General features: G+C 61.3%; 19 protein-coding genes, 1 tRNA gene and 1 pseudogene. 8 read left to right on the top strand and 13 right to left on the bottom strand.

The annotated features are described in order from the left end of the window. Nucleotides 1-97: 97 nt before the first annotated feature. From ftsB to R0382_RS14570, 5 genes are all read right to left on the bottom strand, one after another. Nucleotides 98-421 carry a cell division protein FtsB gene (ftsB, locus tag R0382_RS14590; RefSeq protein WP_203536013.1) on the bottom strand — a complete coding sequence of 108 codons (324 nt, stop codon included), beginning with the start codon at nucleotides 419-421 and terminating at the stop codon, nucleotides 98-100. A 98-nt stretch (nucleotides 422-519) separates the two neighbouring features. After that, nucleotides 520-1,815, bottom strand: coding sequence for a phosphopyruvate hydratase (gene eno, locus R0382_RS14585; protein ID WP_432720503.1), 1,296 nt, complete (start codon nucleotides 1,813-1,815; stop codon nucleotides 520-522). A 67-nt stretch (nucleotides 1,816-1,882) separates the two neighbouring features. Then, on the bottom strand, nucleotides 1,883-2,734 hold the full coding sequence (gene kdsA / locus R0382_RS14580) for a 3-deoxy-8-phosphooctulonate synthase (RefSeq protein WP_203536011.1): 852 nt from the start codon (nucleotides 2,732-2,734) through the stop codon (nucleotides 1,883-1,885). A gap of 82 nt (nucleotides 2,735-2,816) precedes the next feature. Continuing rightward, on the bottom strand, nucleotides 2,817-4,469 hold the full coding sequence (locus R0382_RS14575; RefSeq protein ID WP_432720501.1) for a CTP synthase: 1,653 nt from the start codon (nucleotides 4,467-4,469) through the stop codon (nucleotides 2,817-2,819). 106 nt (nucleotides 4,470-4,575) lie between these two features. Further along, entirely contained in the window at nucleotides 4,576-5,457 is an 882-nt protein-coding gene (locus tag R0382_RS14570) for an SDR family NAD(P)-dependent oxidoreductase (RefSeq protein WP_432720499.1), read from the bottom strand. 149 nt (nucleotides 5,458-5,606) lie between these two features. On the opposite strand from R0382_RS14570, the gene phbB reads away from it, so the two are divergent. Further along, on the top strand, nucleotides 5,607-6,341 hold the full coding sequence (phbB, locus tag R0382_RS14565) for an acetoacetyl-CoA reductase (RefSeq protein ID WP_432720497.1): 735 nt from the start codon (nucleotides 5,607-5,609) through the stop codon (nucleotides 6,339-6,341). 49 nt (nucleotides 6,342-6,390) lie between these two features. On the opposite strand, the gene R0382_RS14560 is transcribed toward phbB, so the two are convergent. The 4 genes from R0382_RS14560 to R0382_RS14545 form a co-directional block, all read right to left on the bottom strand. Then, complete coding sequence (locus R0382_RS14560; RefSeq protein WP_432720495.1) at nucleotides 6,391-7,776, bottom strand: efflux transporter outer membrane subunit; 1,386 nt, start codon at nucleotides 7,774-7,776, stop codon at nucleotides 6,391-6,393. 10 nt (nucleotides 7,777-7,786) lie between these two features. Next, nucleotides 7,787-10,924, bottom strand: a complete 3,138-nt coding sequence (locus tag R0382_RS14555) for an efflux RND transporter permease subunit (RefSeq protein WP_432720493.1) — start codon at nucleotides 10,922-10,924, stop codon at nucleotides 7,787-7,789. Between the two features lie 12 nt (nucleotides 10,925-10,936). Further along, entirely contained in the window at nucleotides 10,937-12,001 is a 1,065-nt protein-coding gene (locus R0382_RS14550) for an efflux RND transporter periplasmic adaptor subunit (protein ID WP_432720491.1), read from the bottom strand. 196 nt (nucleotides 12,002-12,197) lie between these two features. Then, nucleotides 12,198-12,803 (bottom strand): TetR/AcrR family transcriptional regulator, encoded by a 606-nt coding sequence (locus R0382_RS14545; protein WP_432720489.1) that lies wholly within the window; start codon nucleotides 12,801-12,803, stop codon nucleotides 12,198-12,200. A gap of 304 nt (nucleotides 12,804-13,107) precedes the next feature. Here R0382_RS14545 and R0382_RS14540 point away from each other — a divergent pair, with 304 nt between their 5' ends. The 3 genes from R0382_RS14540 to R0382_RS14530 are packed head-to-tail and all read left to right on the top strand — an operon-like array spanning nucleotide 13,108 to nucleotide 18,817. Further along, nucleotides 13,108-14,268 (top strand): efflux RND transporter periplasmic adaptor subunit, encoded by a 1,161-nt coding sequence (locus R0382_RS14540; protein ID WP_432720487.1) that lies wholly within the window; start codon nucleotides 13,108-13,110, stop codon nucleotides 14,266-14,268. Nucleotides 14,269-14,277: 9 nt separating this feature from the next. Continuing rightward, on the top strand, nucleotides 14,278-17,412 hold the full coding sequence (locus R0382_RS14535) for an efflux RND transporter permease subunit (protein ID WP_432720485.1): 3,135 nt from the start codon (nucleotides 14,278-14,280) through the stop codon (nucleotides 17,410-17,412). Beyond that, entirely contained in the window at nucleotides 17,405-18,817 is a 1,413-nt protein-coding gene (locus tag R0382_RS14530) for an efflux transporter outer membrane subunit (protein ID WP_432720482.1), read from the top strand. The genes R0382_RS14535 and R0382_RS14530 overlap by 8 nt, the downstream gene beginning before the upstream one ends. A gap of 43 nt (nucleotides 18,818-18,860) precedes the next feature. On the opposite strand, the gene R0382_RS14525 is transcribed toward R0382_RS14530, so the two are convergent. Then, complete coding sequence (locus R0382_RS14525; protein WP_432720481.1) at nucleotides 18,861-20,459, bottom strand: isovaleryl-CoA dehydrogenase; 1,599 nt, start codon at nucleotides 20,457-20,459, stop codon at nucleotides 18,861-18,863. Between the two features lie 109 nt (nucleotides 20,460-20,568). Here R0382_RS14525 and R0382_RS14520 point away from each other — a divergent pair. Next, a tRNA-Gly gene (locus R0382_RS14520) sits at nucleotides 20,569-20,642 on the top strand. A gap of 329 nt (nucleotides 20,643-20,971) precedes the next feature. Here the strand turns inward: R0382_RS14520 and R0382_RS14515 are convergent. The 3 genes and pseudogenes from R0382_RS14515 to R0382_RS14505 form a co-directional block, all read right to left on the bottom strand. Then, nucleotides 20,972-21,148, bottom strand: a pseudogene (locus R0382_RS14515) (transposase); the annotation flags it as partial. A gap of 72 nt (nucleotides 21,149-21,220) precedes the next feature. Then, on the bottom strand, nucleotides 21,221-21,805 hold the full coding sequence (locus tag R0382_RS14510) for a hypothetical protein (protein ID WP_432720479.1): 585 nt from the start codon (nucleotides 21,803-21,805) through the stop codon (nucleotides 21,221-21,223). 251 nt (nucleotides 21,806-22,056) lie between these two features. Continuing rightward, a complete protein-coding gene (locus tag R0382_RS14505) occupies nucleotides 22,057-22,371 on the bottom strand; it encodes a DUF1801 domain-containing protein (RefSeq protein WP_432720477.1) in 315 nt (104 codons plus the stop codon). Nucleotides 22,372-22,599: 228 nt separating this feature from the next. Here R0382_RS14505 and R0382_RS14500 point away from each other — a divergent pair, with 228 nt between their 5' ends. From R0382_RS14500 to R0382_RS14490, 3 genes are all read left to right on the top strand, one after another. Then, complete coding sequence (locus R0382_RS14500; protein WP_432720475.1) at nucleotides 22,600-22,827, top strand: hypothetical protein; 228 nt, start codon at nucleotides 22,600-22,602, stop codon at nucleotides 22,825-22,827. Beyond that, nucleotides 22,824-23,057 carry a GNAT family N-acetyltransferase gene (locus R0382_RS14495; RefSeq protein WP_432720473.1) on the top strand — a complete coding sequence of 78 codons (234 nt, stop codon included), beginning with the start codon at nucleotides 22,824-22,826 and terminating at the stop codon, nucleotides 23,055-23,057. The genes R0382_RS14500 and R0382_RS14495 overlap by 4 nt, the downstream gene beginning before the upstream one ends. Before the next feature lie 77 nt (nucleotides 23,058-23,134). Beyond that, nucleotides 23,135-23,791 (top strand): SOS response-associated peptidase, encoded by a 657-nt coding sequence (locus R0382_RS14490; RefSeq protein ID WP_432720471.1) that lies wholly within the window; start codon nucleotides 23,135-23,137, stop codon nucleotides 23,789-23,791. Nucleotides 23,792-23,819: the final 28 nt, after the last annotated feature.

Genomic DNA, 23,819 nt, shown 5'->3' with positions numbered 1-23,819 from the left:
TGAGATACCAATATACAGTTACACCATAACAGTTGTGAATTTTTGTTTATACAAACAAGACAGCAGCACAATCTGGGTGAAATCGGCGCGAAATCGCTCAGGGCGCTGAAGCGATGGTGCTGGCAATGACAGGGCTACTGGCCGGCTTGCGGCGATCCAGCACCTGGAAGAACACCTCGTCCTGACGAATCATGCCCAGCTCGTTGCGGGCACGCTCTTCAATGGCGTCAGTACCGGACTTGAGATCGGCGACTTCGGCATCCAGCGCGGCATTGCGCTCCTTCAGCCGTTCATTCTGAGCACGTTTGGCGACCAGCTCGTTATCGAGCTGCCACACGCGCAACCAACTCCCCTTGCCGACCCATAGCGGCCATTGCAACAGGGCGATCAACAGGGCAAGAGTGATGGCAAGCAGGCGCATGGATGAGTGCGAAAAACCGGTTGGAACCAAAGAAAAACCGGGGCCGAGCCCCGGTTTTCCATCTTACTACATGTTTGCGGCGTACACCGGCTCGTCGATTACTTCTTGAGCTGGTAGAACGCGCCGCGGCCCGGGTATACCGCAGCATCACCGAGCTCTTCTTCGATACGCAGAAGCTGGTTGTACTTGGCGATACGATCCGAGCGCGACAGCGAGCCGGTCTTGATCTGCATGCAGTTGGTCGCAACGGCCAGATCGGCAATGGTCGAATCTTCGGTTTCGCCCGAGCGATGCGACATCACCGAGGTGTAACCGTGGCGCTTGGCCAGATCAACCGCAGCGAGGGTTTCCGACAGCGAACCGATCTGGTTGACCTTGATCAGGATCGAGTTGCAGATGCCGCGCTTGATGCCTTCAGCCAGGATCGTGGTGTTGGTGACGAACAGGTCGTCGCCGACGATCTGGACGCGATCGCTCAGACGATCGGTCAAGACCTTCCAACCATCCCAGTCACGCTCGCCCATGCCGTCCTCGATCGAGATGATCGGGTACTTGTTGACGAGGCTTTCAAGGTAGTCGACCTGCTGTTCGCTGGTCAGCTCGCGCTTGTCGCTCTTCTTGTACACGTACTTGCCGGTGGCCTTGTCGAAGAATTCCGACGCGGCGCAGTCCAGCGCGATCGCGATGTCTTCGCCCGGCTTGTAGCCTGCCTTGTGGATGGCGGCGAGGATCAGGTCCAGCGCTTCTTCGGCGTTGGCCACGTCCGGCGCGAAACCGCCTTCGTCGCCGACCTGGGTCGGCAGATGCTTGTCGTGCAGGATCTTCTTCAGGTTATGGAAGATCTCGGCGCCGTAGCGCAGCGCTTCGCGGAAGGTCGGCGCGCCAACCGGAACGATCATCAGCTCCTGGAAGTCGAGGCTGTTCGACGCGTGCTCGCCGCCATTGACGACGTTCATCATCGGCACCGGCAGGCTCATCGGGCCCGAACCACCAATGTAACGATACAGCGGCAAGCCCGACTCTTCGGCAGCGGCCTTGGCAACGGCCATCGACACGGCGAGGATGGCGTTGGCGCCAAGCTTGCTCTTGTCGTCGGTGCCGTCGAGTTCCAGCATGGTCTTGTCGATGAAGGCCTGATCGGCTGCATCCAGGCCGATGATGGCTTCAACGATTTCGGTATTGATGTTTTCAACGGCCTTGAGCACGCCCTTGCCGAGGTAACGGTACTTGTCGTTGTCGCGCAGTTCGAGCGCTTCGCGCTCGCCGGTCGACGCGCCGGACGGCACGGCGGCACGGCCCATCACACCGGATTCGAGCAGTACATCTGCTTCGACGGTCGGGTTGCCACGGGAGTCGAGAATCTCGCGGGCGATCACTTCAACGATTGCGCTCATTGATGCTTTCCTATGTTGACGATGATGTTTGTAGAACACGAACCGGGGCCATGCTGCCCGCCCCGGGTTACAGCGTTTGTTCAGCCAGCGAGTTTGCCTTGACCGTGGCATCGATTGCCTTGAGCACGGTCAGCAACTCCTTCATTCGCGGCAACGGCCACGCGTTCGGGCCGTCGGACATCGCGCAGGCCGGGTCCGGATGCGTTTCGGCAAACAGCCCCGCCACGCCGACAGCCATCGCCGCGCGCGCCAGCACCGGCACGAATTCACGCTGGCCACCCGATTTGTCACCCTGGCCGCCGGGAAGTTGCACCGAATGCGTCGCATCGAACACGACCGGCGCGCCGGTTTCGCGCATGATCGCCAGCGAGCGCATGTCCGAAACCAGGTTGTTGTAGCCGAAGCTGGCGCCACGCTCGCACGCCATGAACACGTCATCCGGCAGACCGGCATCGCGTGCTGCTTCGCGGGCCTTATCGATGACGTTCTTCATGTCGCCCGGCGCGAGAAACTGGCCTTTCTTGATGTTCACCGGCCGGCCCGACTGGGCGCACGCACGGATAAAGTCAGTTTGACGGCACAGAAAGGCCGGCGTCTGCAGCACATCAACAACGGCCGACACCGGCTTGATCTGGTCGATCTCGTGAATGTCGGTCAGCACCGGCACACCGATCTGCTCCTTGACCTTGGCGAGGATTTTCAAGCCCTCGTCCATGCCGAAGCCCCGGAATGACTTGCCGCTGGAACGATTGGCCTTGTCGAAGCTCGACTTGAAAATGAACGGAATGCCCAGCTCGGTGGTGATTTCCTTGAGCTGGCCGGCCACGTCGATCGAGAACTGTTCGCCCTCGATGACACACGGCCCGGCGATCAGGAAAAACGGCTTGTCGAGGCCTACGTCGAATCCGCAAAGTTTCATGAGTCTTGTCTCCTGACGAGGCGCATGTTGCCCCGTCCAAACGAATAACGGGCCGCCCGCGCTAGCGGACGACCCGGACCGATCAGCAGCTCAGGCCTTCGCGACCTTGCGCCTTGGCGTAATCGATGGCTGCCTCGATGTAGGACTTGAACAGCGGATGACCATCACGCGGCGTCGAGGTGAACTCCGGGTGGAACTGGCAGGCGAAGAACCAGCGGTGTTCCGCCAGTTCGATTGTTTCAACCAGTTGCTCGCCGCCGGTCGACTTGCCGCTGACCGTCAGGCCAGCCGCTTCGAGGCGCGGCAGGTAGTAGTTGTTGACTTCGTAGCGATGACGATGACGCTCGGTAATCGTGTCCGCGCCATAGATAGTCGCGGCGTGGCTACCCGAAACCAGCTTGCACTCCTGCGCGCCCAGGCGCATCGTGCCGCCCATGTTCGAATTCTCGTCACGTGTTTCGATCTTACCGTCGTGGTTGACCCACTCGTCGATCAGCGCCACGACCGGGAATTCGGTTTCGAGATCAAACTCGGTCGAGTTGGCGCCCTTCATACCGGCCACATCGCGCGCGTATTCGATCAGCGCAATCTGCATGCCCAGGCAGATGCCAAGGTAAGGGATATTGTTTTCGCGCGCATATTTGACCGCGACAATCTTGCCTTCGACGCCGCGCTTGCCGAAGCCACCCGGGACGAGAATCGCATCGACCGACGTCAGGCAACCCGGCCCTTCGGTTTCAAGCGACTCCGAATCGACGAAGTGGATCTTCACTTCGCTTTCGGTATGGATGCCAGCGTGCTTCAGCGCCTCGATCAGCGACTTGTACGACTCGGTCAGATCGACGTACTTGCCGACCATCGCGATGTTGACGGTTTGTTTCGGATTCTGGATCGCACCGACGATGCGGTCCCACATCGACAGATCGGCCTTCGGCAGCGTCAGTTGCAGCTGCTTGCAGATGATGTCGTCGATGCCCTGGTTCGAAAGCACGCGCGGGATCTGGTAGATCGAATCCATGTCCGGGCATGAAACCACCGCCTTTTCGGACACATTGGTGAACAGCGCAATTTTCCTGCGTTCATCGTCCGGCACGACGCGATCGGCACGACAGATCAGCACGTCCGGCTGGATGCCGATTTCGCGCAGTTCCTTGACGCTGTGCTGGGTCGGCTTGGTCTTGATTTCGCCGGCAGCCGCGATGTACGGCACGTAGGACAGGTGGACGAAACAGACGTTTTCGCGCCCGAGCACGACGCCCATCTGACGAATTGCCTCAAGGAAAGGCAGCGATTCGATATCGCCGACGGTGCCGCCGATTTCGATCACGGCCAGATCGACACCTTCGGTGCCTTCACCGATAAAGAGACGGATTTCGTCGGTGATGTGCGGAATCACCTGGACGGTTTTGCCCAAATAATCGCCGCGGCGTTCTTTCTTGATGACCGACTCGTAGATCTGGCCGGTGGTGAAGTTGTTGCTCTTCTTCATCTTCGAGTGGATGAAGCGCTCGTAGTGACCGAGGTCGAGATCGGTCTCGGCGCCGTCTTCGGTCACGAATACTTCACCGTGCTGCATCGGGCTCATGGTGCCCGGGTCGACGTTGATGTAGGGATCGAGCTTCATCATGGTGACCTTGAGGCCACGCGACTCGAGGATGGCCGCAAGTGACGCGGCGGCGATGCCCTTCCCGAGAGAAGAAACAACGCCGCCGGTTACGAAGATGTACTTGGTCATGGCGAATGCAACAGATTGGAATCCCGTATTTTATCCGAACACCCGTCCCCCCTCAATTCTGGACAAGGACGACGGAATGTGACTCAAGCCGGTTCAAGCCACGGATTTACTTGCGACCGTACACGTGGCCGGGCTCATCGCCGCTGGCACGCAAAAGTACCAAATCGAGCAAGCGGGTCGGCAGCAGGTGTTTGAGCCACCAGAATAGGTGCGTCGGCACGGTCACGCGGTAGCGCGCAGCCGGACGGTCGGCGTCGAGCGCGGCGATCACCGCATTGAGCACGGCCTCCGGCGGCAGCGTGAACGGCGCTGCCGGCCCGGGCTTGGCCAGGCGTTCACGCATTGCGTCATATGCGGGGCGATGCACACTGGACGAATCATCGATCCAGCGATCGAACTGCAGCTGCGCGTTGGCGCGAAACCGGCTGGTAATCGGGCCGGGCTCGATCAGCGCGGCATGGATACCCGAGCCTTCAAGCTCAAGGCGCAACGTATCCACCAAGCCCTCGAGCGCAAACTTGCTGGCGTTATAGGCGCCGCGATAGGGCATCGCCGCAAATCCGAGCACCGAACTGTTGAAAAGTACCCGCCCGCCCTGTTGCCGCCGCATCGCGGGCAGAACCGCGTTGGTCAGCACCAGGCTACCGAAGACATTTGTTTCGAACTGGTGTCGCATGGCTTCGCGCCCCAGATCCTCGACCGCGCCCGGAACACCAAACCCGGCGTTGTTGAACAGCGCATCCAGACGACCGCCGGTTTGGGTCAACACCTTATCGACGCAGCGCTGAATCGACGTATCGTCGGCTATGTCCAGTTGCAGCGCATTCAGACCCTCAGCAGCCAGACTGGCTACGTCGTCGGCCTGGCGCGCGGTAGCAAACACCCGCCAACCCCGCGCCGCCAGACCATGAGCGACGCAGTGACCTATACCTGTAGAACAACCACTGATAAGAATCGAGCGTGGCGACTGCGTAATGCTTGAAGACATTCTGACGTTTTCCAAACTGAAAAAGTGTTGCTGTCGCGCACAAATATTACAACTTACTTATTTACATCCCAAGAATGTAAATAGTAAGATTTCTTTGCCTGAAAGCAGGCAAGAACGACAACATCTACAAGAGAGAAGGACAGCACATCATGGCAAAGATCGCGTTGGTCACGGGCGGCATGGGCGGCATTGGTTCTGCTATTTGCAAACGACTTGCAGATGACGGTTTCACCGTCGTCACCACTTACTCGCGCCCCGGCAAGGAAGAAAGCTGGCTCGCCGACATGAAAGAGCTTGGCTACAACTTCCACGCCTACCAGTGTGACGTGACCGATTATGATGCTTGCGTCACGCTCGCCGCAAAGGTAACGGCTGACGTCGGCGCGGTCGACGTCCTCGTCAACAATGCAGGCATCACGCGCGACGCCACATTCAAGAAGCTCGACAAAATCAGCTGGGATGCGGTCATCAAGACCAACCTCGACTCGATCTTCAACGTCTGCAAGCAGTTCGTCGACGGCATGGCCGATCGCGGCTGGGGCCGCGTGATCAATATTTCATCGATCAATGGCCAGAAGGGCCAGTTCGGCCAGACCAACTATTCGGCTGCCAAGGCCGGCATGCACGGTTTCAGCATGGCCCTGGCGCAAGAAGTCGCCCGCAAGGGCGTTACGGTCAACACGATCTCCCCTGGCTACATTGCCACCGAAATGGTCATGGCCGTACCGGAAGACGTGCGCGGCAAGATCATCGCGCATATCCCGGTCAACCGCCTCGGCAAACCGGAAGAAATCGCCGGCCTGATCGGCTATCTGGCTTCGGACATTTCCGGCTTCATGACAGGCGCCAATCTCGCCATCAACGGCGGCCAGCACATGGGCTGATGCAGCTTGCTGCACCAAAAAAACGCCAGGATTGAATCCTGGCGTTTTTTTATTCCCCGCCCAACGCCTTGTATGCCTGCGCCGCCACGGTCAGCCGTGCGCGTCGCGCCTCGATCAGCGTCTGTTGCGAAGTGAAATAGTCACGCTGCGCGATCAGGAACTCAAGATAGTTGGTCAGGCCGTCCTTGTAGCGCCGCTCGGCCAGATCCATCCGCGCCGACTGGCTGCGAATCAATCGCTGCTGCGCCTCAAGCTGCGCCGCCAGCCATTGCTGGTCCGAAAGCACGTCAGCCACCTCCCTGAACGCCACCTGGATCGTTTTCTCGTACGACGCGACCGCCCCCACCTTGCGAGCCTCGGCCAGCTCCAGCCCGGACAGCGTCCGCCCACCGTCGAAGATCGGCATCGATACCGTCGGCAGGAAGCTCCAGGCCCCGCTGCCGCTCTTGAACAGGTCACCGAGTTCAGCACTGGCCGAGCCCGCCGAGCCCATCAGCGTCACTTTGGGGAAAAACGCCGCGCGCGCGGCACCGATGTTGGCATTGGCGGCGACCAGCTGTTGCTCGGCCTGAGCGACATCCGGCCGCCCCAGCAGGATGTCTGAAGGGAGCCCGGCCTGGATCGCAAGTGGCAGCGGCCGTTTTTCCAGCAGCGTGGCATCACCCGAAATGAGTTCGTCATCGGCAACAACACGGCCGATCAGGACGCTGAGCGCGTGACGGGCGTTATCTTTTTGCTTGGCCAGTTGCGCCGAAATCGTCTGCGCAGACTCGAGTGCGGTTTGTGCCTCCAGCAACTCGAGCCGATCGGCCACACCGACATCCAGTCGGCGCTGAACCAGTCGTAAGGTTTCGGTGCGCGCAACTTCGGTTTTGCGCGAAAACGCCAGTTGCTCTGACAAGGCCTGCGCCGCGTAATAGCCACTGACGACATCGGCGATCAGGCTGGCGCGAAAACTTCTTTGCGCCGCCTCGCTGGCGAAATAATTCGCCTGCGCCGCCTCGTTCAGCCGCCGCACCCGCCCCCAGAAATCGAGTTCATACGACAGCAGGCTCAAGTTCGCATCGTAACGGCGCGAAATCGTTACGTCGCGCCCGCCGTTGACCGTCGTCGGCACCCGGCTGGCCGCTTCTGTGCCAACCGCACTGAACGACGGCAGCGCATCGGCCTTCTGAATGCCGTACAACGCCCGTGCCTCCTCGACCCGGGCGACGGCGACGCGCAGATCACGGTTGTTCGCCAGCGCATCGCTGATCAGCGGCGGCAAGGCGGGGTCGGTGAAATAGCTTTCCCATGTCAGCGTAGGCAGTGTGGCCGGTGAGCTGGCCACACCAAGTTGTTTCGGCATATCCAGCGCCGGACGCTGGTAGTCGGGCCCCATGGCGCAGCCACCGAGCAGGCTGGCGATCGCAAGCGAAAGAATGACTGTTTTCATCGTGGGCCCCTTAGCGGCAATCGTCACTGGCGGCCTCGGCCGCTGGCCGGTGCGACTTGTCCGGAAACAGTTTGCGCGTCACAACGAAGAACACCGGCACGAGAAAGACCGCCAGCACCGTCGCGGCAATCATCCCGCCCATGACCCCGGTACCGATGGCGTGGCGACTGGCTGCACCCGCGCCGCTACTGATCACCAACGGCAGTACGCCGGCAATGAACGCGATCGACGTCATCAGGATCGGCCGGAATCGCAGGCGGCAAGCCTCGAGCGTTGCCTCGGTCAGCCCCATGCCGTGGCGCTGCAGGTCCTTGGCGAACTCGATGATCAGGATCGCGTTTTTCGACGACAGACCGATGATCGCGATCAGACCGACCTTGAAATAGACATCGTTCGGCAGGTCACGCAGCGTCATTGCCATCACCGCGCCGAAAATCCCCAGCGGTACAACCAGCAGTACGGCGAACGGAATCGACCAGCTTTCGTACAGCGCGGCAAGGCACAAAAACACGACCAGCACCGACAGACCGAACAGGAACGGCGCCTGCGAGCCCGACAAGCGCTCTTCGTACGACGTGCCCGACCATTCGAAGCCGATACCCTGCGGCAGCTTGGCGGCCATGTCTTCCATCGCACTCATTGCATCGCCCGAGCTCTTGCCCGGCGCCGGGCCGCCGCTGATTTTGTACGACGGCAGGCCGTTGTAACGGTCGAGCTTCGGCGCACCGACAACCCAGCTGGCCGTGGCGATTTCCGACAGCGGCACGAGGCCGCCCTGGCGATTGCGCAATTGCAGCGCAAGGATGCCGTCGGGCGACGAACGTGATTGGGCATCGGCCTGGATCAGCACGCGCAAGATGCGCCCTTCGCGAACGAAGTCGTTGGCGTAGGCCGAGCCGAGCGCGATCGACAGCGTGTCGTTCAAATCGGCGAGCGGGACGCCGAGCTGGCTGGCGCGAACCCGATCGACGTCAAGGTAGAGCTGCGCACCCGGCTCTTGCCCTTCGGGACGCACACCGGCCAGCGCCGGATTCTGCCCGGCCATGCCCAGCAGCATATTGCGCGCCTCGAGCAGCTTTTCCCGTCCGACGCCGGCCCGGTCCTGCAGCCGGAAGTCGAAACCGCCGACCGACGCCAGCTCCGGAATCGGCGGTACGTTCAGTGCGAACACGAAGGCCTGCTTGATCCGGAACAGCATCATATTGGCGCCCTGCACCAGACTGCCGACACCGTCCTCCTTCTTCGGCCGGCTCTTCCAGTCTTTCAGCGTCACGAAGGCCAACGCCGCATTCTGGCCACGGCCGAAGAAGCTGAAACCGACCACGCCGATCACCTTGTCGACCGCCGGCTGCTTCATGTAGTACTGCTCGACCTCGTTCATCACCACCAGCGTGCGCTCACGCGTCGCACCGGCCGGCAACTGCACCAGATTGACGAAATAGCCCTGGTCTTCGTCGGGCAGGAACGACGTCGGCAGCCGGCTCATCAGCCAACCGGTCGCCGCCAGTACCAGCGCGAAGAACAGCAAGGCCAGGCCCGAGCGGCGCAGGATGCGTGCCACCCAGCCGACATAGCCGACGGTCGTGCTGTGGAACTTGCGGTTGAACCAGCCGAAGAAGCCGGTCTGCGCGTGCAGCTCGCCCTTGTGGATCGGCTTGAGCAAGGTCGCGCACAGCGCCGGCGTCAGCGTCAGCGCCAGCAGCGCCGAGAAGCCCATCGTCAGCACCAGCGTGACCGAGAACTGCCGGTAAATCGCGCCGACCGAACCGGTGAAGAACGCCATCGGCACGAACACCGCCGACAGCACCAGTGTGATCGCAACGATCGCACCAACGATCTGGCCCATCGCCTTCTGTGTTGCCTCACGCGGCGCCAGCCCTTCTTCGGCCATGATCCGCTCGACGTTCTCGACGACGACGATCGCATCGTCGACCAGAATCCCGATCGCCAGCACCATCGCGAACAGCGTCAGTACGTTGATTGAGTAGCCGAGCAGATACAAGCCGACGAGCGAGCCGGTCAGCGCAATAGGTACAACGATGGTCGGGATCAGCGTCGCGCGCAGGTTACCGAGGAACAGATACATCACCAGAAACACCAGCACGATCGCCTCGACCAGCGTCTTCAGCACTTCCTTGATCGAGATGTCGACGAACTTGGAGGTGTCGTACGGAATGTCCCACGCCACGCCCTGCGGAAAATAGCGCGACAGCTCGTTCATCTTTTCTCGCACCAGCCGGGCCGTTTCGACCGCATTGCCGTCCGGTGACAGTTTCACGCCAATCGCGGCGGTCTGCTTGCCGTTCAGCCGGGCGACGACCGAGTAGTCTTGCGCACCCAGTTCGACCTTGGCGACGTCGCTCAGCCGCACCTGCGCGCCATTCCCGCCATCGCGCAGCACGATGTTGCCGAACTGCTCGGGCGTGACGAAACGGCCCTGCGTGACGACGGTCGCGTTGATTTCCTGCCCCGGCGCCGCCGGCAATTGACCGAGTTCGCCGGTAGCGACCTGGACGTTCTGCGCCCGGACCGCCGCCAGCGCTTCGGCCGGTGTCATCTTGTAGCCGGCCAGCCTTTTCGGATCCAGCCAGACGCGCATCGCGTACTCGGTACCGAACAGCGTCGCCTCGCCGACACCCTTGACGCGACGAATGCTGTCGAGCACCGACGAGCTGGCGTAGCTGCCCAGTGCGACGCTATCGCGCGTGCCGTCCGGCGAATACAGCGTCATGAACAGCAGATAGTTGCGGCGCGACTTGGCGACCTGCACCCCCTGCTGGCGCACTTCGGCCGGCAACCGCGCCTCGACCCGCTTGATGCGGTTCTGCGCCTCGACCGACGCGATGTCGATGTCGGTACCCGATGCAAACGTCAGCGTGATCGTCGCCGTGCCATTGCTGTCGCTGGCCGAATCAAAGTAAAGCAGGTTTTCCAGCCCGTTCATTTCCTGCTCGATCAAGGCCGTCACCGTCTCTTCGACGAGCTTGGCGCTGGCCCCCGGATAGGTCGCGGAAATGGTCAGGCCGGGCGGAGCGACCTCCGGGTACTGCGACACCGGCAGCCCCCGCAGCGCCAGCAAGCCGGCCAGAATGATGATCAGGGCAATGACCCAGGCAAACACCGGGCGGTCGATGAAGAAGCGTGACATGGTCGCGCCCTCTTACCGCTTGACTGCGGCGGCGCTGGCCGTCGCGGCCGACTGGCCTGAAACTTGGCTTGCGCCAAAGGGCACCGGCTTGACCGGCGCACCGGGGCGCACCTTCTGAACGCCCTCGATGATGACCGTCTCCCCGCCCTTCAAGCCCTCGCCAATCAGCCAGTCCGACCCGGCAAACCCGGCGGTTTTCACCGGCAGCAAGGCCACCTTGCCGTCCTTGTCGACGATATAAACGAACTGCCCTTGCGGCGAGCTTTGCACGGCGCGCTGCGGCACGCGCACGGCGCCCGACAACGTGCCCTGCGCGGCGCGCGCGGTCACATAGACACCGGGCATCAGCAAGCGGTCCGGATTCGGGAACTGCGCGCGAACCACGATGGTGCCGGTGGCTGGATCGACGGTCTGCTCCGAAAACAGCAGCTTGCCGGTATGCGGATACACGCTGCCGTCGGGCAGGATGATTTCGACCGGCAGACCATCCGCCGCGCCCAGCTTGCCGGATTTGAGTTGCTGGCGCAGTCGCAGCAGATCGTTGGCCGACTGATTGAAGTCCACATAGATCGGATCAAGCTGCTCGATCGTTGCCAGGCGCGTTGCCTCGCCCTTGCCGACCAGCGCCCCCTCGGACACCAGCGCCCGGCCGATCCGACCGGAGATCGGCGCGGACACCGCGGTGTGCTCCAGATCGATCTGCGCGCGCTCAACCGCTGCTGCTGCGGCCTGCGCTTGCGCTTCGGCCTGCTTCAGCGTCGATTGCGCTTGATCGAACTCCTGTTGCGATACGCCCTGATCACCGACCAACTGGCTGTAGCGCCTGACCGTCGCCCTGGCGATTTCGGCGCTGGCCTGCGTTCGCGCAAGCTCGGCCCTGGCCGATGCCAGATTTGCCCGCATCGTGCGCGGATCGATCTGAAACAGCGGCTGCCCGGCGCGCACTTCGCTGCCTTCGGTGTACAGGCGCTTTTGCAGGATGCCATCGACCTGGGCGCGCACTTCGGCGGTCCGAAACGCCGTCGCCTGCCCCGGAAATTCGCGCGTCACCGCGTTGTCGCCACGGGCCGCGATCATGACGGCGACTTCCGCCGGCGGCGGACCCTCCCCTTGCTTTGTCGCATCCCCCTGCTTACTGCAAGCAGTCAAACCAAGCGCCAACGCGGCGCACAGCACGGCAAGTCGTTGCGACATGGGAACATCCTTGTAGTAGCAAGCTGAATATTCTGTTTTTCTTTCACGACAATGGCATTGCCATCTCAAGTCAGCGCAATCAATCGCCGCCAACGCGATAGGCCCGCAAAAACACTTTGATGCGCTGACGCAACAGTTGCAGTTGCGCCTCTGCCTCGGGCAAAGGCATGCAGAACAACAAGCGCTGGCGATCGTGACTAACGATCACATCGAGAAAAATATCGGCAGCGAGTTGCGGATCATCCTCACGCAGCTCGCCGTTCCGCATGGCCTTTGCCAGCAGCGCGGCCAGTTGCCGGGCCGTCGCCTGAACGCCGTTTGCATAAACCTGCCCCGCCAGCTCGGGAAAACGCGCGGCCTCATGCGTCAGCAAACGGTGCAGGTTGATTGACGTCGGCGTGAGCAAATTGGCCTGCAAACCCAGCGCAAAGTGCAGCAGCCGCTCGGCCAGATCACCCTCGCCGGTCACCAGCCGCTCGCGATGTGCGGCACACCCCTCTTGCAATACGGCCGAAAACAGCGCCGATTTCGAGGTGAAGTGGTTGTAGATCGTCTGCCGGGCAACGCCTGCGCGCTGCGCCACGCGATCAACACTGGCTCGATAGCCGCACTCCCTGAACACCTCAAGCGCCGCAGAAACGATGCGCTGCCGACAACCTGACGATTTGTCTTCCGACTCTGACACCTACACCCCACCGAATACTGGACTGGACTGTCCAGTCTAAATTCGTTCGGCATAATCGTAAATATCTACGTCATTTCTTGGAGCGCCACTCATCGAGTTTGTTTAGGATGCACGAGCCCATATCGTTGCAAAAAACATCAATGCGCGTTCGAAGAGTATGCCCGACTGATATCGTCATAAAATTGATTCAACCTTGGGTAAACTGTTGTGCTGAATTCAACGCACCTCAGAAACATGTCAGCATTGCCTGCCGTTCACAAAAGGCGTTTTGACGCGCCACCAAAACCGCATCAGGAGAACACCCGTGCCCAGCCGCAGACTTAAAGCGATTCCCGTCCTCATCGCAGCCGCACTCATCGTCGGCCTGGCTGGCTGCGAGCAGAAAGAAAAGCCGAAAGCACCGCCGCCGCAAGTTGGCGTCATCACCATCAAGAAGCAGACCGTCCCCTACACCTATGAAGCAGTGGGCCAGACGGCCGGCTACCGTGAAATCGACGTGCGTGCGCGCGTCGAAGGCATTCTACTCAAGCGGGTTTACACCGAAGGCAAGCCGGTGAAGGAAGGCCAGACGCTGTTCCAGATCGATCCTGCGCCATTCAAGGCTGCGCTCGATCAGGCCATGGGCGTTCAGGCGCAAACCAAGGCCGCGTTGACCAAGGCCACCGCCGATCGCGACCGCATCGTGCCGCTATTCAAGGAAAATGCCGTCTCGAAGAAAGATTTCGACGACGCCAACGCCGCCTACGACGCTGCCGTCGCCAATCTGGCCTCCGCATCCGCCAAGGTGGACGAGGCCCGCATCAATCTGGGCTACACCACCGTCGTGGCGCCGATTTCCGGCATGGCCAGCAAGATCAACTTCTCCGAAGGCAGCTTGGTGTCGCCGACCGCCAACGGTGGCCTGCTGACGACCATCGTCCAGCTCGATCCGCTGTACGCGAACTTCTCGTTTTCCGAAGCTGAAAAACTGGCTTTCGAGAAAGCCTCGCAATCCGGCAGCATGACTTTGCCGGAAGGTCGCCGCTACAAGGTGTCGCTGAAACTCGCCGACGGCTCGGTCTTCAAGCACACCGGCGTCATCGACTTCTCCGACAGCAAGGTCGACCCGAGCACCGGCACCATCAAGGTCCGTGCGGTGATCCCGAACCCGGAAGGCGACCTCCTGCCCGGCCAGTTCGTCCGCGTCGTCCTGGACGGCGCCAAACTCAACAATGCCGTGCTGATCCCGCAACGTGCGGTCATTCAGCTCCAGGCCGACAAAGCGGTCCTGGTGCTGAACAACAAGAACGTGGTCGAACCCCGTGTCATCCAGCTCGGCCAGGAGCGCGACAACGACTTCGTGGTCCGTGAAGGGCTGAAGGATGGCGATCGCGTCGTCGTCGACGGCGTGCTCAAGGCGCGTCCGGGCCAGCCGGTAAACCCGGTGCAGGCAGGCGCCAGTGCGCCAGCTGCGGCCGCCAAGTAAGGAGCCGGCATGTTCTCAAAATTCTTTATCGAACGGCCGATCTTCGCCAGCGTCATTTCGATCATCATCACCCTTGCCGGTCTGGTGTCGATGAAAGCGCTGCCGATCGAACAGTATCCGAACATCGTCCCGCCGGTCGTCTCGGTGACGACCGCGTACCCGGGTGCTTCGCCACAAGTCATTTCCGAAACCGTCGCCGCGCCGATCGAGCAGGAGGTCAACGGCGTCGAGGACATGATTTACATGCAATCGGCGGCCGCCTCCAACGGCGCGATGAACCTCAACGTCTACTTCAACATCGGCACCGACCCTGACCTGGCGACGATCAACGTCAACAACCGGGTTCAGGCCGCGCTGGCGCAACTGCCGGATACGGTGAAGAAGCAAGGCGTCACGGTGCAGAAGAAATCGACGTCGATTCTTGCCTTCGTCACGCTCGACTCGCCGGATGGCAGCCTCGATTCACTCTTCCTTGCCAACTACGCCAACCTCAACGTCGTCGATGCGCTGAAGCGCCTCAAGGGCGTTGGTGACACCACGGTGATCGGTGCCGGTGAATACGCGATGCGCGTCTGGCTGCGTCCGGACAAGCTGGCCCAGCTTGGCCTGAGCGCAAGCGACGTGATCAGCGCGATCAACGAGCAAAACCAGCAGTTCGCCGCCGGCAAGGTCGGTGCAGCGCCGACCAAGGAGCCGCTCGAATTCACGTATACCGCCAACGCCAAGGGCCGGCTGGAGAGCGTGGAAGAATTCGGCGACATCATCCTGCGTTCAAACGCGGATGGGTCGCAAACCAAGCTCAAGGACGTTGCCCGCATCCAGCTCGGCGCCGACAGCTATGACGTCGTCGCCAAGCACAACGGCAAGGACACCGTTGGTATCGCCGTCTATCTGCAGCCGGGCGCCAACGCGCTCCAGGTGCTCAATGAAGTGCGCACCACGATGGACGGGATGAAGTCGCGCTTCCCGAAGGGCATGGAATACAACATTCCGTATGACACGACCAAGTTCGTCAAAATCTCGATCGAAGAAGTCGTCCATACGCTGTTCGAAGCCATCATCCTCGTCTTCATCGTCGTCTATCTGTTCCTGCAGAATGCCCGCGCCACGCTGATTCCCTGCCTTGCCGTCCCGGTCTCGCTGATTGGTACGTTTGCCGGGATGTACGCACTCGGATTCTCGATCAACCTCCTGACGCTGTTCGGCATGGTGCTGGCCATCGGTATCGTCGTTGACGATGCGATCGTCGTACTGGAAAACGTCGAGCGGATCATGACGACCGAGAAGAAGTCGCCGAAGGAAGCCGCGATCAAGGCCATGGAGGAAGTCTCCGGTCCGGTCGTCGCCATCGTTCTGGTGCTGTGCTCGGTGTTCCTGCCTGTCGCCTTCATGGGCGGCATGACCGGCCAGATGTACAAGCAGTTCGCTGTCACCATTGCCGTTTCGGTCGTCATTTCCGGTCTGGTCGCACTGACGCTGACCCCTGCCCTCTGCGCCCTCATCCTCAAGCCGACCCATTCGGAACCGAACCGTTTCTTCCGCTGGTTCAACCGTAGCTTCGACAAGCTGACCAATGGCTATGTGGCCGGCGTGTCGTTCCTGAATCGTCGGGTCATGGTTGCCTTTACGCTGTTCGGCCTGATGATCGTGCTGCTGGTCGTGCTGTTCTACCGGGTGCCGGGCGGCCTTGTCCCCGATGAGGATCAAGGCTACCTGATGGTGATTCCGGTGATGCCGGACGCAGCATCGCTGAACCGGACCGAAGCCGTGACGCGCACGCTCGACGCAGGCTTCGTCAAGAACAAGGATGTTGACCAGGTTCTGACCTTCTCCGGCTTTGACCTGCTGTCGAGCACCTATCGCTCGAACGCCGCCGCAACCTTCCTGACCCTCAAGGACTGGAAGGAGCGCGAAGGCGAAGGCCAGGATTCGTTCTCGCTGGCGAAGCAAGCCATGGGCTTCGGCGCCAAATCGGTCAAGGATGCCGTGGTGCTGTCGTTCAACCCGCCGCCCATTACCGGCATGTCGACGACCGGTGGTCTTGAGGCCTATATCCAGAGCCGCGGCACGACCGATCCGAAGCAGATCGAAGCGGCGATCCAGTCGTTCCTCGAAGCAGCCAAGGCACGCCCGGAACTGTCCAGCGCCACGACGACCTATCGCGCCAACGTACCGCAGGTCTACTTTGACCTCGACCGCGAAAAAGCCAAGACGCTCGGCGTCCCGGTGGATCAGGTCTTCCAGACGCTGTCGGCCACGTTCGGTTCGCTCTACGTCAACGACTTCAACAAGTTCGGCCGAACCTACAAGGTGCAGCTGCAATCCGAAGCCGATTTCCGTTCGCGTACCAGCGATATCCGCAACGTCTTCGTCCGCTCGGCGAGCGGCCAGATGATTCCGCTCGACTCGCTGGTGACCGTCAAGCGCGTCACCGGGCCAGAACTGGTGGAACGCTTCAACGTGTTCGCCGCCGGCAAGGTCATGCTGCAACCTGCCCCGGGTTATTCGACCGGTCAGGCCATCAAGGCTGCCGAAGAAGTCGCGAACCAGGATCTGGGCTCGGACTTCACGCTGGCCTGGATGGGTAGCGCGTACCAGCAAAAGCTTGCGGGCAGCACGTCGACCCAGGCGTTCGTGTTCGGGATCATCATGGTGTTCCTGATCCTCGCTGCACAGTACGAGCGCTGGACCCTGCCAATCGCCGTCGTCACCGCGGTGCCGTTCGGTCTGTTCGGTGCGCTGTTGGCGGTGTGGATGCGCAACCTGAACAACGACGTCTACTTCCAGATCGGCTTGGTCACGCTGATCGGCCTGGCGGCGAAGAACGCGATCCTGATCGTCGAATTCGCGGTCGAGAAGCACCATGAAGGGATGTCGCTGCTCGACTCGGCGATCGAGGCCGCGAGACTGCGCTTCCGTCCGATCATCATGACCTCGCTGGCCTTCATCCTCGGTTGCGTCCCGCTCGTCACCTCAAGCGGTGCCGGCGCAGCCAGCCGTCACTCGATCGGCACCGGCGTGATCGGCGGCATGCTCGCCGCCACCTGCCTTGCCACCTTCTTCGTTCCGCTCTTCTTCCGATTGATCATGGGCCTGGGCCAGAAGAAAGAAGCCACCACGCCGTCGGGAGATACCCATGCCTAAGTTGAAAGTCCTTACCGTCGCGCTCTCGCTGGCACTGCTGTCCGGCTGCGCGCTGTTCCAGCCGGACACCCAGGCACCGCAAATGCCGCTGCCTTCGACCTCGCAGGCGCAAGCCGAATGGATCCGCGACAGCTGGTGGAAACAGTTTGACGATCCGACCCTCGATCAATTGATCGAGGCGGCCCGCACCAATAACCAGAATCTGGCGTTTGCCTCGGCGCGTGTCGATCAGGCACGTGCGGTGCTCGGCATCAACTCCGCCGCGCAATTGCCGCGCGTCGACCTCGGCGCAGGCGGCAGCCGCCAGAAGGCGTCCGAAAAGGGCGTGTCACCGGCACTCGGCACCTACAACGAGTATCAGGTGGCCGGTTCGGCCAGTTGGGAAATCGACCTGTGGGGCAAGCTCGCCAACCTGAGCGAGGCGGCACGGCGTGATTACCTCAGCGCCACGTACAACCGCGATGGCGTCGAACTGTCGCTGTACGCCGAAGTCGCGCAGACCTACTTCAATCTGCGAGCGCTGGATGCGCAACTGCGCATTGCCAACGACACGGTAAAATCGCGTGAAGAGACTTACGCGCTGCAAACCAAACGCTTCAAGGGTGGCCTGATCTCCGAACTGGACGTTCGTCAAGCCGAGTCGGAACTCGACATCGCCCGCGCCGCCGTTCCGGACCTCGTCAGCTCGGTCGCCAGAACCGAAGGTGCGCTGGGCGTACTGGTCGGCTCCGATCCGAAGACGATCATCGAGTCCACGCCGGCTCGCGGCAAACCGATCGAACAGCTCGACCGGGCACCGACGATCCCGGCCGACCTGCCATCGGACCTGCTGTTGCGCCGCCCGGACATCCAGTCTGCCGAAGCCACGCTGATCGGCACGCGGGCCCGCGTCGAGGCCGCTCGCGCAGCCTACTTCCCGACGATTTCGCTGACCGGCTTGTTCGGCGTGCAGAGTCTGGCGTTTGGCGACCTGTTCACCGGCGCGGCCCAGACCTGGGCATTCGCCGGCAATCTGGCCATGCCGCTGTTTGATGGCGGCTTGACCGCGGCCCAGGTCGACCAGGCCCGTGCCATCGAGAAGCAGGCGCTGGCCAACTACCGACTGACCGTGCAGCAGGCGTTTGCCGACGTGCGCGGTGCGCTGGTATCGAACGGCGAATCCACCAAAAAGACCAAGGCTCAGTCCGATCGCGTCGTCGCCCTGCAGCGGCAGTACAAGCTGGCCAATCTGCGTTACGACAACGGCTACTCCAGCTATCTGGAAGTCCTGGATGCCGAACGCAGCCTGTTCGACGCCCGGCTCTCGCTGGTCGATGCGCAGCTTGCCGAAGCCACAAGCAGGGTCGCACTGTACAAGGCAGTAGGCGGCGGCTGGCGATCGCCGGACTCGCAAGCCAAGTCCTAAGTCACACTATCAGTGCTCGGGCCCGGTCAATCCGGGCCCTTTTCTATTCTGGCCAGGCGTGCCGCAACACGGCCGCGGCATCCTTCCCCGACCAGGCCGCGCCAAAAATGCCGCCAGCACCGCCCGAAGCAAGTTGTCCACGTACGAATGCCCCGGCAACACGCGGCTTGGCATGTTGCAGCAGCAACGCCGCCTGCATCAGCTGAGCCAGCCGGCTGACCAGCTGACGCGCCGTCGCCTCGCTCGCCTGCCATAGCTGATCCGGCAGCGCGCGCAACATGGCGTCATAGGTCTGGTTCTGCCCGCGAGCCCTGGCCAGCTCGGCCAGCAGCACCTCAACGACCTCCGGCTGACGCTGCAAGCTCCGCAACACGTCGAGGCACATCACGTTGCCGGCACCCTCCCAGATCGAATTCACCGGCGCCTCGCGGTAGGCGCGAGCCAGACGAAACCCCTCGCAGTAGCCATTGCCACCCAGCACCTCGATGGCCTCGGCGATCAGCATTTCGGCCCGTTTGCAGACCCAGAATTTGGCAACCGGGGTCAACAGCCGATACAGCAAGGACTCCTCTGCCGCCTGCTCACCCGATGCATGCGCCAATCGCAAGGTGAGCCACATCGACGCTTCCGATTCGACCGCCATATCGGCCAGCACAGCCTGCATCAGCGGCGCATCCACCAATCTTCCACCAAATGCCTGCCGGTGCCGGGCGCTGTGAATCGCCTCCATCAGCGCCATGCGCATCAAGCCAGCCGAGGCCAATGCGCAATCGAGCCGGGTTCGAGCAGCGACCGTCAGCAAGGTCGCAATGCCACGTCCCGGCTCGCCCACCGGATAAGCCAGCGCGCCGTCGAATTCCACTTCGGCGCTGGCGTTCGAGCTATTGCCCAGCTTGTCCTTCAAGCGCAGATAGCGGATGGCATTGAGCGCATCGTCGTCAAGCCGCCGCGGCATGAAATAGCAACCCAATCCCATCGGAGCCTGCGCCAGCACCAGATGTGCATCCGCCTGCGGTACAGAAAAGAACCATTTGTGACCGTAAAGCCGAACCGAGTCGCCCTGAGGCTCGGCCCGGGTATCGTTGCGGCGCAAATCCGATCCGCCCTGCTTCTCCGTCATTCCCATGCCAATCAGAACGCCGCGCTTGAACGCCCCGTATCGCGGCCGCGAGTCGTAGCGATCCGACAGCAACGGCGCGTGCCATGACCTTAGCGCCGATTGCTCCAGCAACAGGGGAATAGCAGCATGGGTCATCGTGATCGGGCAAAGGCTGCCGGCCTCAAGCTGCGCCTGCAAATAAAAACCGGCGGCCCTGGCCACGTGAGCCCCCTCGCGCGGCGCGGCCCAGGGTGCGTTGTGCAATCTGGCGGCGAGTGCGTTGTCCAGTAATGCATGCCAGCCGGAGTCAAACACAAACTCGTCGACCCGCAGCCCGAGACGATCGTACTGCCGCAGTTGCGGTGGATTTTGATTTGCCCCATCGGCAATATCCAGCCAAGCATCGTCATAGAGCAAGCGCCCCCGCCGATGCAGCCCCCGGCCCGCCCACGACGCCGAGAATGCACGCAAGGCCGATTGCAACGCCGCATCTCGGCCGAACAGATCGACGTCCACCAGTCTTGGCACCTGATTGTCCGACATCCCATCACCCCGCCCCGATTGATTTTGATCTAGGGCAAGGACCAAGGCATTGCCGTCAAGCCTCATCGATTGCCCGACGGGCGGCGTTCAGCTAAAATGCGCAGCTTCTGCGGGCGTCGTCTAATGGTAAGACACTAGCTTCCCAAGCTCGGAACACGGGTTCGATTCCCGTCGCCCGCTCCAGAATCCAAACAGCGCTCGGCGGCCCTAGGCGGCTCCGAGCGCTTTGTTTTACTGGGTTCCAGCCTGAATCGCCCCACCAATCACGCTACCAATCGCCCCCCTCGAATCGCAACGAATTCGCACAAAATTCGCACGCATTTTGAACCGTATTCTGACCGAATGAGTTTGGCGACTAGACGCACAAGCCGAGGCGAAAATTGCTGCAGTAGCGTCAACTCCTCGCCCAAAGCTCGCCCGCCGTAAACACGGCAGACTGTCTCATTCGCCTACCCCCGCCCCAGACCTCCGGCAATGGAGTATCTGGCCATGCTGCACTCCTGCTTGAGCCCCTTGAACTCCTTGAGCCGCTGCGCTTCGGCAACGGCCACGCCGGCGTACTTGGCCTTCCAGCTATACCAGGTTGCTTCGGCGATGCCGTATTTGCGGCACAGCCAGGCCGCCTTCATGCCGGCTTCGCCTTCTTTGAGGATGCCGATGGCTTGTTCGTCGGTGAATCTCCACTTCATTGCCGCTCCCTTGTGATGGAACGGACTCTACATCGTCACCGGATTAAATGAGGGGAGCAGGTCTCAGAACAACTACCCCAACCGATCGGCCAGCCATATCTCCCTCACCACCCGCAAAATGATATTTGCTACCAACTGACTCGACGGCAAGAGCGTGTGAACAACCTGAACTTGAATTTGGTTTGCAAGCCATGGCGCAACGACTTCGGAGACCGAAACGACTCCATCATTCATTTCCATACCAAATGGCCCAAATTTCCGCTGAAATCCCTTCACCCCGACCACGGCAGTCGTGGGAATGGAAAGGGCCGCAATGGCGCCCATGCGTCCGGGAGAGCCGAGCAGTTGCCCGCAGTCTCCAGCTAAAACCCGAAACAGTAAATTCCGCTGAAACCGTGTCGCGAGGCGGGCCTCCTTCAGCGGAGACCCCAGCAAAAAAGCGTGACGAGGAAGACCCGCATCCTTAGGAAACGTAGTTAGCGCCGCACGAAGCAATACGCCACCAAGCGAATGCCCGACAACCATATACTCGCCCTGCATTGCCAAAGCCGAGAGCCGGCGCTGCAGACGAATAACTATCGCATCGAAATCCTCCAAGGCGGCAGCGTATCCGAATGTCTCCGTCCTCAAGCCTGCACGACGCAAACGATGCAACATTGGCCAACCCGATATCGGCGAGCGCCCCATTCCGTGAACGAAGAGAACAAGCAATCCATCCCCCTGCAAGCCATGTTTGCAGTAACGGCCAACTTCAAATGTCAGAGTTCGCTCGCCAAGCCCCTTCGCACCAGGGTCATCAAGCAATTGAGGGAAGTCACCGCTTAACCCCGTCTCGGCTTTGCCTTCGCCGATCCATTGATGGCAACCGCGGCACGAATGAGTGCAATGAACATTGATCTCCCCCCTTCTTAAAGATCAATCGCGCGCCTTGTGTTCCCGTCGAGACTCGAATTGAAAAGCCCGGCCGGATCCTCCAGCAAGGCGCCCTTGGCAAAGGTCAGCTTCACTTTCGATTTGTAGGACTCGCCGGTACAAACAATGCCGTCGCGTAACCAGGCTGGCGTCCCCATCCACTTCCACTCCTCGACGACGTCCGGGACCGCCTCTTTGATGAGTTTGCGCATATGACTCAAGATCGCCCCGCGCCAATCCCCGAGTTCGGCGATCCTTTGATCAATCAGTTCCGATGCCGACCGCGCCTTGATCGAATCCGACTTATTCATGCCTTTCCTCCCAAACCCGCGCTTCAGCGACCGATCGGGCGCCCTACAAAGCGACCTCGTCCAACAGAGTACTAGCCCCCGACACTCATGAGTCCGAACGCCTGACCGATTGCAACGGGACATTCTGAATCTGCACGTCTCCAGGAGGAGATCTGGACTAGCGCTGCAGCCCCCCCACTCCCATGACATAAACTAGGTTATTCACCCGCCCCGCGACAGCGACCCTCGATGAACCTCAATCTACGCCCCGCCACCCCGGCCGATGCCACGCAACTTGCGGCGATCCTGATCGATTCATGCGCCCAGTTCATGCCCTATGCACCGTCAGCACACCCGGACGAAGCGATACATCAGGTCGCACACCATCTTATTCCGTCGGGAGGCGTTACCGTGGCGCAGATCGATGCCCCGGTGATCGGGCTTGTCGCCACCGAGCACGCCGGATTCATCAGATGACAGTTGCCCCTGCGCTGGTCGGCCGGGGCATCGGCACCTTGCTCCTGGCGCATGCCATGGGTACATTGCCGCAACCGATCCGCTTGCGCACTTTCCAGGCCAATCTCGGCGCCCAGCGATTCTATGAACGCCACGGGTTTGCCGCGATCGAACTCACCGATGGCCATGCAAACGAAGAACGCTGCCCCGACGTGCTGTACGAGCTGGCTCAGCGGTGTGACCGAGGCTGATCTTCGACGCCAAGGCCAAGCCAGCCGGGCCACCCCAATAAAACGTCACGCCCCATTCATCACCGCATTACCGCGACATGTGCGTCAACTTCATCCCCACACCGCCGACCGTCCTGCCTGGCCATTTTCATACACCCGATCCACTCGGCGAATGGAAAGACGAAGTCTGGCAGGACTATCTGGCGCCAGTCATCATCCATGACGATAGCGGTCAGCGGCAGGCGCTGCTGGCGAGCTACGGCATGGTGCCCAAGCACCAAATGCCCCCCGGCACCAAGCCGTTCAGCACCATGAACGCGCGAGCGGAAACGGTGGATAACAAGCGTTCGTACCGCACAGCATGGGAAAAGGGCTATCGCTGCCTGGTACCGATGACGGCATTTTTCGAGCCTTGCTACGAAAGCGGCAAGGCCGAGCGGATGAAAATCGGCATGGCCGACGGCGCGCCCTTTGCGGTCGCCGGCCTGTGGCGCCCCTGGAAAGCGGAAAACGGCGGCTATACCTTCAGCTTTACGCAACTGACCATCAATGCCGATCACCATCCGCTGATGCGGCGCATGCACAAGCCCGACGATGAAAAACGCTCGCTCGTCATCGTGCCCGAGACGGACTACGACGCTTGGCTGAACTGCGCCGACCCGACGCAGGCACGTCGTTACCTGCGGGATTTTCCGGCCGACCTCATGCTGGCTACGGCCCCAAGCCAGCAACAACGGCCACTTTTCGGCGCGTGACACGCATGCTGCCCGCGCCGGTGCTTTG

This window comes from Jeongeupia wiesaeckerbachi (assembly GCF_050916355.1).
GTDB lineage: Bacteria > Pseudomonadota > Gammaproteobacteria > Burkholderiales > Chitinibacteraceae > Jeongeupia > Jeongeupia wiesaeckerbachi.
The sequence above is the reverse complement of the archived record's forward strand: the minus strand, read 5'-3'. Positions and strand labels throughout refer to the sequence as shown.

What these genes read in the sequence shown, in the direction of transcription:
- R0382_RS14510 (WP_432720479.1), bottom strand. Translation starts at nt 21,805, where the DNA reads ATGTTGCATCGTTTGCGTCGTGCAGGCTTGAGGACGGAGACATTCGGA.
- R0382_RS14495 (WP_432720473.1), top strand. Translation starts at nt 22,824, where the DNA reads ATGACAGTTGCCCCTGCGCTGGTCGGCCGGGGCATCGGCACCTTGCTC.
- R0382_RS14530 (WP_432720482.1), top strand. Translation starts at nt 17,405, where the DNA reads ATGCCTAAGTTGAAAGTCCTTACCGTCGCGCTCTCGCTGGCACTGCTG.
- R0382_RS14500 (WP_432720475.1), top strand. Translation starts at nt 22,600, where the DNA reads ATGAACCTCAATCTACGCCCCGCCACCCCGGCCGATGCCACGCAACTT.
- R0382_RS14535 (WP_432720485.1), top strand. Translation starts at nt 14,278, where the DNA reads ATGTTCTCAAAATTCTTTATCGAACGGCCGATCTTCGCCAGCGTCATT.
- R0382_RS14550 (WP_432720491.1), bottom strand. Translation starts at nt 12,001, where the DNA reads ATGATCGCGGCCCGTGGCGACAACGCGGTGACGCGCGAATTTCCGGGG.
- R0382_RS14555 (WP_432720493.1), bottom strand. Translation starts at nt 10,924, where the DNA reads ATGTCACGCTTCTTCATCGACCGCCCGGTGTTTGCCTGGGTCATTGCC.
- R0382_RS14560 (WP_432720495.1), bottom strand. Translation starts at nt 7,776, where the DNA reads ATGAAAACAGTCATTCTTTCGCTTGCGATCGCCAGCCTGCTCGGTGGC.
- R0382_RS14490 (WP_432720471.1), top strand. Translation starts at nt 23,135, where the DNA reads ATGTGCGTCAACTTCATCCCCACACCGCCGACCGTCCTGCCTGGCCAT.
- ftsB (WP_203536013.1), bottom strand. Translation starts at nt 421, where the DNA reads ATGCGCCTGCTTGCCATCACTCTTGCCCTGTTGATCGCCCTGTTGCAA.
- R0382_RS14505 (WP_432720477.1), bottom strand. Translation starts at nt 22,371, where the DNA reads ATGAATAAGTCGGATTCGATCAAGGCGCGGTCGGCATCGGAACTGATT.
- R0382_RS14575 (WP_432720501.1), bottom strand. Translation starts at nt 4,469, where the DNA reads ATGACCAAGTACATCTTCGTAACCGGCGGCGTTGTTTCTTCTCTCGGG.
- phbB (WP_432720497.1), top strand. Translation starts at nt 5,607, where the DNA reads ATGGCAAAGATCGCGTTGGTCACGGGCGGCATGGGCGGCATTGGTTCT.
- R0382_RS14570 (WP_432720499.1), bottom strand. Translation starts at nt 5,457, where the DNA reads ATGTCTTCAAGCATTACGCAGTCGCCACGCTCGATTCTTATCAGTGGT.
- kdsA (WP_203536011.1), bottom strand. Translation starts at nt 2,734, where the DNA reads ATGAAACTTTGCGGATTCGACGTAGGCCTCGACAAGCCGTTTTTCCTG.
- R0382_RS14525 (WP_432720481.1), bottom strand. Translation starts at nt 20,459, where the DNA reads ATGTCGGACAATCAGGTGCCAAGACTGGTGGACGTCGATCTGTTCGGC.
- eno (WP_432720503.1), bottom strand. Translation starts at nt 1,815, where the DNA reads ATGAGCGCAATCGTTGAAGTGATCGCCCGCGAGATTCTCGACTCCCGT.